This is a genomic window from Flavobacterium sp. NRK F7 (genome assembly GCF_024054195.1).
Classification (GTDB): Bacteria; Bacteroidota; Bacteroidia; order Flavobacteriales; family Flavobacteriaceae; genus Flavobacterium.
In genome coordinates, this window is record NZ_JAMXLB010000001.1 from 2,235,696 (window position 1) to 2,249,650 (window position 13,955).

Consider the following 13,955-nt stretch of genomic DNA (forward strand, 5'->3'; position numbering starts at 1 on the left):
TTGGTATTTAAATGAATTTTATTTTTACAAGTGGATAACTTCACCATAAGCGTCAGCTACAGCTTCCATAACCGCTTCACTCATGGTTGGGTGAGGATGAACTGCTTTTAAGATTTCATGCCCTGTGGTTTCTAATTTTCTTGCTACCACAGCTTCTGCAATCATATCGGTAACTCCAGCTCCAATCATATGACAACCTAGCCATTCCCCATATTTTGCATCAAAGATAACTTTTACAAAACCATCTGGTGTTCCAGCCGCTTTTGCTTTTCCTGAAGCTGAAAATGGGAATTTACCAACTTTTATTTCGTATCCTTTTTCTTTAGCAGCTTTTTCGGTTAAACCAACAGATGCAATTTCTGGAGTAGCATACGTACATCCTGGAATATTTCCATAATCTAACGCTTCCACATGCATACCCGCAATTTTCTCAACACATAATATCCCTTCAGCTGAAGCTACGTGTGCTAATGCTTGTCCTGGAGTAACATCTCCAATAGCGTAGTAACCCGGAACATTTGTTTGGTAGAAATCATTTACTAAAATTTTATCTCTATCAGTTGCAATACCAACTTCTTCTAGACCAATGTTTTCAATATTGGTTTTAATACCAACAGCAGAAAGTAAAATATCCGCTTCTAAAACTTCTTCTCCTTTTGCAGTTTTTACAAATGCTTTAACTCCATTTCCAGCAGTATCAATTCTTTCAACTGACGAATTTGTCATGATTTTGATGCCCGCTTTTTTCATGGAACGCTCAAATTGTTTTGAGATATCTTCATCTTCAACAGGAACTACATTAGGCATGAACTCTACGATAGTTACATCAGTTCCCATTGCATTGTAAAAATGTGCAAATTCCACGCCTATAGCACCAGAACCTACAACAATCATTTTTTGTGGTTGTTCTGGTAAGGTCATGGCTTGTCTGTAACCAATTACTTTTTTACCATCTTGTGGTAAGTTAGGTAATTCTCTTGAACGCGCTCCTGTAGCAATAATGATATGATCTGCAGTATATTCTGTTATTTTATTGTCTTTATCTGTAACTTCTACTTTTTTTCCAGGTTTTACTTTACCAAAACCATCAATAACATCAATTTTATTTTTTTTCATTAAGAATTGAACTCCTTTGCTCATTCCTTCTGCTACATCTCTTGAACGCTTTACAACGGCATTGAAATCTTTATCAAATTCTTTTACGGTTAATCCGTAATCAGATGCATGTTTAAGGTAATCAAAAACTTGTGCCGATTTTAATAAGGCTTTTGTTGGTATACAACCCCAATTCAAACAAATTCCACCTAAGTTTTCTTTTTCTACAATGGCTACTTTAAAACCTAATTGTGAAGCTCTAATTGCGGTTACATATCCACCAGGGCCACTTCCTAAAACAATGATGTCGTATTTCATTTTTGTGCTTTTATTTATTATTGTTAAAATACAGTCGCAAATGCTCGTGTCATTTTTTGATTTTTATAGTAAAAAAGTAATTCTAATAATTATCGTTTGCGAATTTAAGGAATTATTTTAAAAGATTATACTTGAATTGAAAATTGCGATTCGTATAAATTTTTGTAATATCCTTTTTCTAAAGCTAGTAGTTCGGTATGTGTACCCGATTCTACTATTTCACCTTTATCCATTACAATAATTCGATCGGCTTTCATAATAGTTGCCAATCGATGTGCAATGATAATTGAAGTTCTTCCTTTTGTTATTTTTTCAGTTGCGTTTTGAATTAATTCTTCTGAATAACTATCAATAGAAGAAGTGGCTTCATCTAAAATTAAGATACTTGGGTTACTAACATACGCTCTTAAAAAAGCAATTAATTGACGTTGGCCCGAAGATAGCATCACACCGCGTTCTTTAACATTGTAATCGTATCCGTTAGGTAGACTCATGATAAAATCGTGTACACCAATTTTTTGTGCTGCCAAGATAACATCCTCACGTAGAATGGACTCATCGTACAAGGTAATGTTGTTGTAAATTGTATCTGCAAAAAGGAAGACATCCTGTAAAACTACTGCAATTTGTTTGCGTAAACTTTCAATAGTGTAGTCATCAATATTGGTATGGTCAATTAAGATGTTTCCAGAATCAATTTCATAAAATCGATTCAATAGATTAATAATAGTCGATTTTCCAGCTCCAGTACTTCCTACAATGGCTACAGTTGCTCCAGCTGGAATTTCTAAGTTAATTCCTTTTAAAACTTCTTCACCTTTAAGATAACTAAATCGAACTTGTTGAAAGGAAATGATGCCCTCAAAACGGTTGGCAATAACTTCCCCTTTATCTTGAATTTGGCTATCCGTTTCTAGTATTTCGAATACTCTATCTGCTGCGACAATTCCCATTTGCATAACATTGAATTTATCTGCAATTTGTCGTAAAGGGTTGAAAAGCATATTAATTAGCATCGTATAGGTAAATAAATCACCAAAAGTAGTACTAGTGTCACCATCTAAAATTTGGGAACCACCGTACCAAACAATAGCACCTAATGCTAGAGAAGAAACGAAATCAGCTATAGGGAAGAAGATAGAGTTATATAAAATATTTTTTAACCAAGCTTTATTGTGTTTTTGGTTAATTTCTTTAAACTTTTCATATTCAATTTTTTCACGATTGAAAAGTTGTACAATTTTCATTCCAGTCAATCGTTCTTGTACAAATGTATTTAGATTAGAAATCTCATTTCGTACTTCATTAAAGGCAACTTTCATTTTCTTTTGGAAAATATTGGTTGCGTAAATTAATATTGGCATTGCCAAAAGAACAATAATAGTAAGTTCCCAATTCATGTAAATCATAATCCCTAAAATGACAATCATTTTTAGAATATCACTAACAATCATAAACAACCCTTGACTAAAAATACTCGCAATAGATTCGATATCAGAAACCGTTCTAGTGACTAACTTGCCTACAGGTTCATTGTCAAAATATTTCATTTTAAAGGAAGTTATGTGTTTGAATAACTTATCTCGAATATCTTTGATAATGTCCTGACCTAACCAGTTGGCCCAATAGGTAAAGAAAAATTGAGAGAGTACCTCTAAAAGTAAAACTACTCCCATAATAATAACATATAGTAAAAGGCCTTCTTTATTGTGATTTTTTAAATAATCATCAACGGTTTGCTTCAGTAAGTAAGGACGTGCTGCAGCAAAAATAGATAATAAAATAGCCCAAACAATTACCCAATTGAACCTACTTTGATAAGGTTTTGCATATTGGATTACTTTTTTTAAAGATTTTGGCTTAATAGCACTCATTTATTTTTTAATTATATTATAAATATCAATTATTTGTATGGCTTTCCAAATAAGGATAGTCAATTTTTACTAGATACAATCCGTGTGCAGGAACTGAAAAACCAGCATTACTTCTGTTTTTACTCAGAATAATAGCATTAAATTCTTGATAGCTTATTTTTCCTAATCCAATATTAATCATGGTACCAACTATTGCACGAACCATATTTCGTAAAAACCGATCCGCTGTAATGGTAAAAATAAATTCAGTATCCTTTTGAATCCAATAGGCTTCAGTAATTTTACAATTAAAAGTGTGAACATCTGTATTTACTTTTGAAAAACATTCAAAATCAGTATGTTGAAATAATAATTCACACGCTTTGTTCATGGCTTGTACATCTAATTTTTTAGAAAAATACCAACTTCCCTCTTGATTGAAAACATCTTTAAAAGTATGGATGTAGTATTCATACGTTCTGCTTGTAGCGTCAAAACGAGCGTGAGCGTCTTCTTTGACTTGTATTAAATCAAAAATTACAATATCTTTCGGTAAATAGGAGTTTAATTTTTTGATCCAATGTTTGGCATCCAATTCATTTTGGCAATCGAAATGAGCAAACATTTCTTTTGCATGCACACCGCTATCAGTTCTACCTGCACCAACAATCTCAATTTTTTCTTTTAAAAGTAAACTAAGTGCTTTGTCTAGTGTTTCTTGTACAGAAACGGCATCGGGTTGAATTTGGAAACCAAAATAATTTTTTCCGTTATAAGCAAATTTGATAAAATATCTCAATTCTAGTTTATTTTTACAAAGTGGCAAAGTTACAAAATTCCCTTCCTAATTTAAGTTTTCTTAATCCCAAAGTTTGTTAACAACTTTTAAAATTATTAATCAGTAGGAACTATTTGTATTATTTTTGTGCTATGACAAAGATTTTATTACTTTCCGATACCCATAGCTATATTGACGATCAAATAATGAAATACGTAAGACAAGCTGATGAAGTTTGGCATGCGGGTGATATAGGCGATTTAATTGTAACAGATACCATTAAAAAAGAAAAGCCATTACGAGCTGTTTTTGGAAATATTGATAATCAGGATGCAAGAAAAGAATTTCCGTTACACAATCGTTTTTTTTGTGAAAAAGTAGCAGTTTGGATAACGCATATAGGTGGTTATCCAGGGAAATATAATTTGGAAGTACGAGAAGAAATAGTAAAGAACCCACCTAAAATTTTTATTTGTGGACATTCTCACATATTAAAAGTTATGCCAGATAAAAAATTAGGATTGTTACATATGAATCCTGGAGCTGTTGGAAAACATGGTTTTCATCAAGTTCGTACCATGCTTCGCTTTGAAATTGATGGAGATGCTATTCAAAACTTAGAAGTGATTGAGTTGGGTAAAAAATAAATAGATAGAGTGCTGTAAAATAGATAATTAATATTAATTTTAGTGTTAATTTTTTTTTAACTGCACCTGTTTTTAGAGTTAAGAATTGTAACTTTATAGTGTAATTTAAAAAAAGATAATCATGAGAAAAATAGTTTTAATTTTTGTCTTGTGTCTGTCTTTTATGACATTTGCACAAGAACAAATCAACGCGCCAAAAATTTTAGAATTAAAATTCGAACAAGAGTTTAAAGGAGCAACAGATGTGAGTTGGTCCTTATTTTATAGAGGTAAGTTTAGAGATCAATTACGATATGAAGTGGAATTTTTAAAAGGAAATACGAAATATTTAGTGAGTTATGATAAAGAAGGTAATATCAGAGCAATTGAAAAAAGTATTGCTATTAATTCTTTAAATAAACCAATATTAGATTATTTAAAGAGAGAGTATCCCACTTTTGATATTAATGAGGCTTCTATTATAAAAAAAGATGATGGCGAAGAGTTTTACAATATTGGTGTTTCAGATTCTAAAGAATTTTTTGTTTTAGTATTTACTAAAGCAGGTGATTTTTTGTATCTAACATCGCTTGGTGAAAAGTATTAATATACAAATTGATATTATAATAAAAAAAATCCGAATCATTACAATTCGGATTTTTAACGCACTAATAAACTAAGATGTTAGGTTTATCGCAATCGATCCACAGATTTTACGAGATCTTCGTCCTTTTTAATTGCTCTATTAGCTAGAACAAGAAAAACGATAGAAATGGCAGGAAGAATCATCCCAATACCCTTCTCAGAAACTTCCGTTTCTCCGGATAAGCTTAGTGTTCGATACACAAAAAATCCTAGTAAAATAAAGTTAAATATGATTGACAATCTGTTTAATACAAATTGCGTTTGTCTTTTTTTAAAACTAAAGATACTAATTAAAGTTATTAAAGAAATGAAACCAAATAATAACATATATATGAGTGAGCTTGTAAAATAAACTGGAGTTGCATTCCCTACTTCTTTCCATAAGAAAAAGATAAAGGGAAGTGCTGCAGTTAATATACAGCTAATAAGCATATATAAAGTTTGAATTCTTTGTAACATTATAATTCGTCTTAGCACGGCAAAAATAGATTTTCTTTTTTAAAAAAACTATTGTTTTATTCAATTTTATTCGTAATATTGCAGGGTACAATCGTAAGTACTTCATTCTACGATTTGTAAATCTAAAAAAAAATCTCATATTTTTTGTTGACCTAAATCTTAAATAATTTATTCATAATATATCCATGTTTGATATTGAAGTATTAAAAGAGATGAAACTCTCTGAATTACAGGAAATTGCTAAAATTGCCAAAGTCAAAAAATACAGAACATTAAAAAAAGACGAATTAATTTATCAAATTTTAGATGTTCAAGCTGCTAATCCTGAAACTATTAAAGTAGAGGAAACGAATGTAGCTAAAGCTGAAGAAAATACTGTAAAAGCCAAGAGAGCTAGAGTTGTTCCTTCTAAAATTGAAAAAAAAGTACCTGTTACTAATCCTTTCAAAGAAAAAACAGTTTCTGAAAATGAAGATGTTATAGCAGAAGAACCAAAACCAAAAGTTGTTGCTTCTGCATCAAAAGTTTCTAAACCTATAAAAGGAAAAAAAGCAAATTCAAATGAAACCAAGCCAGTTTCATTAGAAGAAAAAAATGAAAATAAAGAAATTCCTACTGAAGAAGCTACTGTAAAGTCTTCTGCTCCAATTAAAAATACAAACCCTAATCCGAATCACAAAGCCAATCAGAATAACCCTAATCATCCTGCTTATAAAAAAGCAAATGGTAATCCGAACCCAAATCAAGGACAAAATCAAAATACTAAAAATAATTTTAGAGAACCAGATTTTGAGTTTGATGGAATTATTGAAAGTGAGGGTGTGTTAGAAATGATGCCTGATGGATATGGTTTTTTACGTTCTTCGGATTATAATTATTTAGCATCACCTGATGATATTTATTTATCAACTTCTCAGATTAGATTATTTGGATTAAAAACGGGTGATACGGTGAAAGGAGTGGTTCGTCCTCCAAAAGAAGGTGAGAAATATTTTCCACTTGTTCGCGTTTTAAAAATTAATGGACATGATCCACAAGTTGTAAGAGACAGGGTTTCTTTTGAGCATTTAACCCCAGTATTTCCAAAAGAGAAATTTAAATTGGCAGAAAAATCAAGTACGATTTCTACACGTATTATCGATTTATTTTCTCCTATTGGTAAAGGACAAAGAGGGATGATTGTGGCACAGCCTAAAACTGGTAAAACCATGTTGTTGAAGGATGTGGCTAATGCTATTGCGGCCAACCATCCAGAAGTATACATGATTGTATTGCTTATTGATGAGCGTCCTGAGGAAGTTACAGATATGCAAAGAAGTGTAAAAGGGGAAGTGGTTGCCTCTACTTTCGATAGAGAGCCACAAGAACATGTGAAAATTGCTAATATTGTTTTGGAAAAAGCAAAAAGGTTAGTAGAATGTGGACATGATGTTGTAATATTGTTGGATTCAATTACTCGTTTAGCAAGAGCTTATAATACTGTTCAGCCAGCTTCTGGTAAGGTATTGAGTGGTGGTGTTGATGCTAATGCACTTCAAAAACCAAAGCGTTTCTTTGGAGCGGCTCGTAATGTTGAAAACGGTGGTTCTTTGAGTATTATTGCTACTGCTTTAACGGAAACAGGTTCAAAAATGGATGAAGTAATTTTTGAAGAGTTTAAAGGAACTGGTAATATGGAACTACAGTTAGATAGAAGAATTTCGAATAAACGAATTTTCCCAGCAATAGATTTGGTTTCTTCAAGTACAAGAAGAGACGATTTATTATTAGATGAAACTACTATTCACAGAATGTGGATTTTAAGAAAGTATCTAGCAGATATGAATCCTATTGAAGCGATGGAGTTTTTGGAAAAGAGAATCAAGACTACTAAAAATAATGAAGAATTCTTGATTTCAATGAATGAATAAAATAGTGTTATAAATAAAAAAGGCTTTCGATTGAAAGCCTTTTTTTATCTTAATAAAGTCACTAATTGTGTTCGTGGCTTTATTAATTTCTATTATTGTCCGTCTGAATTTTTAACTGCTTTAGATTCAACTTCTAAAGTTTGTAATGCTTTTTGGTTTCTTGCATAGGTTTCAGATTCCTCAACACTAGCACCATACAATTCTGGGTGTAAATAAGTGCCTTTAAATTCTTTCTCTTTTTCTGGAACAATTCTGTTTTCATTTGCAAATTTATCTGCTCTTACTGCAGTTATTTGCCAGCTCACTTCTACATTAGGAGTACTTGTTTGGATGACAAACTTATTTCCGGCTACTTTTTCTTTAATAATAGCTTGAGCAAATGTACCAATAGTAGTTAATTGATATCTAAAATCTTTGTTTGCCGCTTCAAAATAAGCTGGTAATGTAACCGTTACAAATCCGTTAGTATCTGTAGTTGCGTTTCCGGAATAAATATTCATCATATCTGGAGATTCTACAAAACTGTGAATTAAATATTGATTTTTAGGATTTAAAGGGTGATCAATTTTAAAAGTACCACCACCTTTTGCAATGTTACCAGTTACAGTTAAGTTTCCTGTTATAGTCATGTCTCCAGTAAAATCAGAATTTCCGTCAACAGATAATTGATTAGGTGTATTGTTATTGTAATCATTACTTAAACGTAATCTTCTCATATTAGTAAATCCACTTCTGTTGAAACGCGCAATTGTATCAGGAGTTGGACATCCACCAATTAAATATAAATTATTTAAATTTCCATTATGTTGGAATTTGATACCACATTCTGAGCCTGAATAATTTGTGTCTTCTGCAAAATGCAATTCTCCAGAATTTACATTGTTGAAATTATTCATGTTACCAATAGCCATTTTAGGCGAACCTGTATTGGTTACATAGAAGTTTAAGTTAGAATTGGTTACGTTTGGTCCAACTACTACGCTTCCTGTATTGGTGTTATTGATATTATTTCCATTTACAGCCCAGTCAGCAGAATTTGCAACTCCTCCAGAGCTTTTTGCAAATAAAGCATAAGGAACGCTTAGAAGTTGGCTTGTACCGCTAATAGGATATGTGCTTCCTCCTGTTGGGTCTACATCTGTTTTAATATAGTAGGAATTGCTTGACCAATCAATAGTATTGAAAGTACCAGAAACAACACTACCAGAACCTACTTCAATACTAACTAGACCATTTGCATTTGTAGTTGGAGTTTGCGTTTCAACATAAACTGCAGTACCTGCTGCAGAACCTTGTAAAATGCTAATTTGCATTCCAACAGTTGTAGAAACTACTAATGCGTCTGATGCGTCTCTAACAATGGCTTGATAGCTCATTTTTTCTGGTGCTTGAGCAAAAATACTTGCTGTAACTAATAAGGTAGCTAATAAAGTGTATAATTTTTTCATAAGTTTATTTTTTGATTATTTTATAAGTTTTAATCTCTTGGTTTTGATTTTTGATTTTTAAGAAATAGATGGCAGCGGGAAAAGATGATACATCAATATTGGTTTCATTTCCCATACCTTTTTCAGCTTTAAAAAGCTTACCATTAGTATCAATAATTTCATAATCTAATGAATTGGTACTTAGTCTTGTTAGACTAATGGTTAGGTTTTCTGTAGTTGGATTTGGAAAAACTTTTAATTCTTTCACTAAATCAGAAAAAGTGTCAGCTGATAAAACTTCAGTGATTTCGAATGGTTGTTGTACACCTTGAGCAATTGATCCTGTTGCACCGGTATTTGTAGTGTAAACTGTTTGTCCAACAGAATAGGATACAGATCCAGTTGCTCCTGAAAAATTCCCACCCGAACTATGAACTGAACTCTGTGCAAAGGTGTCAGAAATACCTAAAGTTCCTACGAGAATAAGAAATGTTAGTAATTTGTTTTTTTTCATAAGAAAATTTTTAATAGTTAGTAAAAAGTAAATATTATGTTAAATTAACATAAATTATTGATATAATTAAATTATTTTAATAATATTTTTAAATAAAAATAAATAAAATTACAAATATAATGGTTAAATACAGCGCAGTTAAGGCAATTTCTAATCGGTACTTTTCAATAAATTTCATAAACATTTGTTAATTATTTTCAAAACTAGTTTATTTAAATAAGATATTTATAGGTAGAAATACCTGTTTTTGTAAGGGAAAATACCTTTAAAAAAAAGGAATAAGAAAAAACGTTTCAATTCCTTTTTTAATGAGGTTATTTGCTATTTTTTTAAGTATTTTTGAACTTTAATTTTAGAAATTATATCTTGTTAGTACAATTAAAAGAAGAAACAAAGTTATTTCACAGTAGTGTTGAAAAAGTTTTAATAGCAGAGTTAAAAGAGATAGCAACTAAAGATGCTTATGGTGAATTATTATTAAAGTTGTATAATTTTTATGAATCAATTGAAATCAAATTGCACAATGAAATTACTGAAATGATTGTGCCCGATATAAAAAGTAGAAAGCATGTACATCATTTAAAGCATGATTTATATTCAATTGGTTATGAGATAAAAGGTATTCATAATAATTTTGCATCAAAAATTGCAAATCTATCCTATGCATTAGGTGTTTTATATGTAATTGAAGGTTCTACTTTGGGTGGAAAGATTATTGCGAATCTTTTAAAAAGACAATTAAATTTAGACGATTGTTCAGAGGTTTCTTATTTTAATTCCTATGGAGAAGCAACTGATGAAATGTGGAATAATTTCAAACAATATATTGCTACTTCAGAAGAGTTCATAGATAAAGATGAAATGGTTTTAGGGGCAAAAGAAACCTTCGAAGCTTTACGAATTTGGTTGTTACAAAATTAAATTTTTGGAAAGTAAATTTTAATAATTGTTCCTTTACCGGGTTGTCCTTCAGCAGCAATTAATCCATTATGTTTAGTCATTATTTTTTTGCATAAAGCCAAACCAATTCCAGAACCTAAATATTCATTTTTATCATTAAGTCTTGAGAATATTTTGAATATTTTTTGACGATATTCATTATCAAAGCCAATCCCATTATCTTCAATTTCAATTTTGTAATAATTCCCAGATTTTTGATGCTTATCTTTTGAAGTTTTGTTCTCTCTTATACTTATAATTGGTTTTCTAAATTCAGATTTGAATTTCAATGAATTATAAATAATATTGGTAAACAATTGTTTTAGTAAAAATCCAACTCCTTTAATAGTTGGTAGTTCACCAATTAATAGCTCTCCTTCATTATCTTCTAAGGGGTCTTTAACCTCTTCTTTTATTTCTTGTAATAATACATTCAAGTCTACAATTTCTAAATCAGAATGTTGTGCAGTAGTTTTAGTATATTTTAGAATATCGCTGATTAGTATCTGCATACGTTCAGCCGAATTTTGCATTTTTATAATTTTTAATTGGACGTCTTTTGGTAATTCTTTGATGTCATCACCAACGAGCATGGAGGCCATCATTCTTATTTTTCGGAGTGGCTCTTGAAGGTCATGTGTGCTTATCCAGTTTATATTTTCAAGCTCTGCATTGGTTTCTTTCAATATTTCGCTTAATTTTTTTTGATTTTCTTTTTCTTCATTTAATAAAATGGAGCGTAAATGAATTTGGAAGAAATTGAAAAAATTATGACTTGCTGTAAGTTCAGATTTTAACCAAGGTTTGCTACTATCCTTAACACTCTCTGTAAATTTTTCAAATGATTTTCTTGGAGAAAGACCGTTTTTGTCTTTTTCAATAGATTTTTTTGGGTCACCTGCCCAATAAATATCTGTTATGGTTTGTTTTCTATACCAAATAATACAATCATTATCGTTTCCTATAAAATGATAATTGATACCAGGAAACTCATCAGAAATAAATGGCAAATCTTTTGTAATTCTAGAAAGAGCATTTGTTGAAAAATGATCTTTTTCTGTATAATGACTTAAAAAAATACTTAATCTTTTAATATCTTGGTGATTTGGGGTATTTCCGTAAGTGTATATTTGATCATCAATTAAAGCAGAAATCCCCGCGCTGTTACATAACGCAATAATTGAAACATCTTGAAAAAGTTGAGTAATAGAACTTCTGTCAAAATCCAATTGCTTCGAAATTAAATTTTCAACAGCTTGGTTTGTTTTTCTAGCAATTTCATACTCCTCATTCAACAAGCGTACATCAATTTGAGACGTTATGAAATGGCCGTGTAATTTAACTGTATTTCGTATTTCTTGGCTTAAATATTTTGGTGAATAATGATGACATGTTATTAATCCCCATAATTTACCTTTGTGTAATAAAGAAATGGTTAGTGTAGCACCAACACCCATATTGTGCAAATATTGAATATGAATAGGAGAGACGCTTCGCAATACAGATAAACTCATGTCTAGAGTTTCTAAATTACTATCCGAAAAAGTATAGAGTGGGACAGGTTTATAATTTACATCTCCAATTATTCGTAAATGATTTTTAATGTACAATTCTCTAGCTTGAACTGGAATATCTGTGTGAGGATAATGTAATCCTAAAAAGGATTCTAAATGTTCTTCTTTACTTTCAGCGATAACTTCTCCATTGTAATCTGCATCAAAACGATACACCATGACGCGGTCATAATTGGTAATTTTCTTAATAGCAACTGCGACAGCATTCGTTAATTCTTTTAAAGTAAAACTATCTTCGATGTAGCTGAGTAGTTGCTTAGAAGAATTGTAAAGGTTATCCGTGTTGAAGAATTGATTCTCTGTAAGTTCTGCTTCAATAATAATTTCTTTACCTACAGAAGCGTGCATACTAATGGAGAACAGTTGTTTGTCTATAGTGAAATTGAAGACTTTCGTTTGATTTGTATTTTCAGATTGATACAGATTTAGTTCCACTAAAAATGGCTCGTTAAACAATTCTTCTATTTTTTTACCTAACACTTGTTCGTAAGAAATAGTAAGGAATTGATTGATATTTTCACTACAAACTGTTATTATATGCGTGGTACTATCAACTGCTATTAAAAAACCATGAGGCTGAATTAATCCAGGAATATGTATAGGTTCGTCTTCACAATTCAGTAAATTAACGATATCCTTATTAACGATGTCTTTAAAAATCATTTATAAAATATTGAAAGCAAAAAATTAATTGACTATTTTATTAAAGAGAAAATTTTCAAAATCAGCTTGATGATTTTGCCAATTAATTAGTGCTACATTTGAAATCATTTTCATTAAATCTTGAAAATTATAGGGTTTTACAGCATAAAAGTTGGCACCTAAATTATGACTTAAGGAAATATTATCATCATCTGCACTAGTAGAATAAATAATGACAGGAATTGTTTTTAAATCGGGTTCATTTCTAATTTCTTCTAGAAATTGAAACCCTGATTTTCTTGGCATGTTTAAATCTAAAAAAACAACATTGTTGTTTTGCTTGTTTTTTTTGATACTTTCTAGAAGTAATTCGCCATTTTTGTGAATATAAAGATTGATTAACTTTTCAGCTTTATTTGACAATGCAGAAACTGCATCATTAAAAAACATTAAATCATCATCATCATCATCAGCGTAAAAAATATTAATTTCACTCATTTGTTTATTTAAAATTTGTTTTTTTTATAAGCAAATATACAGCTATTTACAGAAATAAATTTTTTAATATTAGTCAGAAATTTATTAATTTTTATGTTTTAAATCTTTAGTAAGGTTTTGAATGGCTTTTCTTCTTTTTTCTTTTAATTTTTTGAAGTAGGATGGGGTAAAACCAGTAATTTTTTTAAATAAAGCAGAAAAGGTAGATAAATTGCTAAAGTTAAGTTTAGTAGCGATTTCTGTAAAATTATGTTCCTCAAACAAAATCATTTCTTTCGCTTTTTCCATTTTTAGTAAATTAACATACATAATAATGGTTGTTGAAGTTACTTCAGAAAAAGCATTCGATAAATAATTATAGTCTTTGTCTAATTTTTTTTGTAAATATTCAGATAGGTTGTAATTTATTTTCTCTCCATTGTTTACATATTCTTGGCAATAGTGTTTGATTTTTTCAATTAAAATACCTCCTTTACTTTCTACAATTTCTAGACCTACTTTTTGAATTATTTGATTTAGCTTCTCTTTTGTTTCAGAATCTAAATCCTCTTTTGTTTCGGCCATGCCAAGTTCTACCTTTTCTGGATGAAGATTAAGTTCTTCCAATGCCTCTTTGACCACTACTTTACAGCTTTCACAGGCCATATTTTTAATAAAAATCTTCATCTTCTAGTCTA

13 protein-coding genes are annotated in these 13,955 nt (G+C 30.5%); 4 read left to right on the plus strand and 9 right to left on the minus strand.

Features of this window, described 5'->3' with window-relative positions; all coding sequences use genetic code 11:
- Window positions 1–24: 24 nt before the first annotated feature.
- The 3 genes from lpdA to truA form a co-directional block, all read right to left on the minus strand.
- Window positions 25–1,413 carry a dihydrolipoyl dehydrogenase gene (gene lpdA / locus NHF47_RS10015; RefSeq protein WP_140999077.1) on the minus strand — a complete coding sequence of 463 codons (1,389 nt, stop codon included), beginning with the start codon at window positions 1,411–1,413 and terminating at the stop codon, window positions 25–27.
- 125 nt (window positions 1,414–1,538) lie between these two features.
- The gene (locus NHF47_RS10020; protein WP_252764785.1) at window positions 1,539–3,287 is read right to left on the minus strand and encodes an ABC transporter ATP-binding protein; all 1,749 of its coding nucleotides are present in this window, start codon (window positions 3,285–3,287) and stop codon (window positions 1,539–1,541) included.
- Between the two features lie 25 nt (window positions 3,288–3,312).
- Window positions 3,313–4,065: a tRNA pseudouridine(38-40) synthase TruA gene (gene truA / locus NHF47_RS10025; protein ID WP_252764786.1), complete on the minus strand. Its 753-nt coding sequence runs from the start codon at window positions 4,063–4,065 to the stop codon at window positions 3,313–3,315.
- 131 nt (window positions 4,066–4,196) lie between these two features.
- On the opposite strand from truA, the gene NHF47_RS10030 reads away from it, so the two are divergent.
- Together NHF47_RS10030 and NHF47_RS10035 are read left to right on the plus strand one after the other, a co-directional pair.
- Window positions 4,197–4,691 carry a metallophosphoesterase gene (locus NHF47_RS10030; protein ID WP_252764787.1) on the plus strand — a complete coding sequence of 165 codons (495 nt, stop codon included), beginning with the start codon at window positions 4,197–4,199 and terminating at the stop codon, window positions 4,689–4,691.
- Between the two features lie 121 nt (window positions 4,692–4,812).
- Window positions 4,813–5,277: a hypothetical protein gene (locus tag NHF47_RS10035; protein ID WP_252764788.1), complete on the plus strand. Its 465-nt coding sequence runs from the start codon at window positions 4,813–4,815 to the stop codon at window positions 5,275–5,277.
- A gap of 83 nt (window positions 5,278–5,360) precedes the next feature.
- Here the strand turns inward: NHF47_RS10035 and NHF47_RS10040 are convergent, their stop codons facing one another.
- The gene (locus NHF47_RS10040) at window positions 5,361–5,774 is read right to left on the minus strand and encodes a DUF4293 domain-containing protein (RefSeq protein ID WP_252764789.1); all 414 of its coding nucleotides are present in this window, start codon (window positions 5,772–5,774) and stop codon (window positions 5,361–5,363) included.
- Between the two features lie 185 nt (window positions 5,775–5,959).
- Between NHF47_RS10040 and rho the strand changes: the two genes are divergently transcribed.
- Entirely contained in the window at window positions 5,960–7,684 is a 1,725-nt protein-coding gene (gene rho / locus NHF47_RS10045) for a transcription termination factor Rho (RefSeq protein WP_252764790.1), read from the plus strand.
- Between the two features lie 92 nt (window positions 7,685–7,776).
- On the opposite strand, the gene NHF47_RS10050 is transcribed toward rho, so the two are convergent.
- On the minus strand, window positions 7,777–9,132 hold the full coding sequence (locus NHF47_RS10050; RefSeq protein WP_252764791.1) for a hypothetical protein: 1,356 nt from the start codon (window positions 9,130–9,132) through the stop codon (window positions 7,777–7,779).
- Between the two features lie 4 nt (window positions 9,133–9,136).
- A complete protein-coding gene (locus tag NHF47_RS10055) occupies window positions 9,137–9,625 on the minus strand; it encodes a T9SS type A sorting domain-containing protein (protein WP_252764792.1) in 489 nt (162 codons plus the stop codon).
- A 366-nt stretch (window positions 9,626–9,991) separates the two neighbouring features.
- Here NHF47_RS10055 and NHF47_RS10060 point away from each other — a divergent pair, with 366 nt between their 5' ends.
- Window positions 9,992–10,546: a biliverdin-producing heme oxygenase gene (locus NHF47_RS10060; protein WP_252764793.1), complete on the plus strand. Its 555-nt coding sequence runs from the start codon at window positions 9,992–9,994 to the stop codon at window positions 10,544–10,546.
- On the opposite strand, the gene NHF47_RS10065 is transcribed toward NHF47_RS10060, so the two are convergent.
- From NHF47_RS10065 to NHF47_RS10075, 3 genes are all read right to left on the minus strand, one after another.
- Window positions 10,543–12,801: an ATP-binding protein gene (locus NHF47_RS10065; protein ID WP_252764794.1), complete on the minus strand. Its 2,259-nt coding sequence runs from the start codon at window positions 12,799–12,801 to the stop codon at window positions 10,543–10,545. The genes NHF47_RS10060 and NHF47_RS10065 overlap by 4 nt on opposite strands.
- Before the next feature lie 24 nt (window positions 12,802–12,825).
- The gene (locus NHF47_RS10070; RefSeq protein WP_140999066.1) at window positions 12,826–13,278 is read right to left on the minus strand and encodes a response regulator; all 453 of its coding nucleotides are present in this window, start codon (window positions 13,276–13,278) and stop codon (window positions 12,826–12,828) included.
- A gap of 84 nt (window positions 13,279–13,362) precedes the next feature.
- Window positions 13,363–13,944, minus strand: coding sequence for a helix-turn-helix domain-containing protein (locus NHF47_RS10075; RefSeq protein WP_252764795.1), 582 nt, complete (start codon window positions 13,942–13,944; stop codon window positions 13,363–13,365).
- Window positions 13,945–13,955 lie beyond the last annotated feature (11 nt).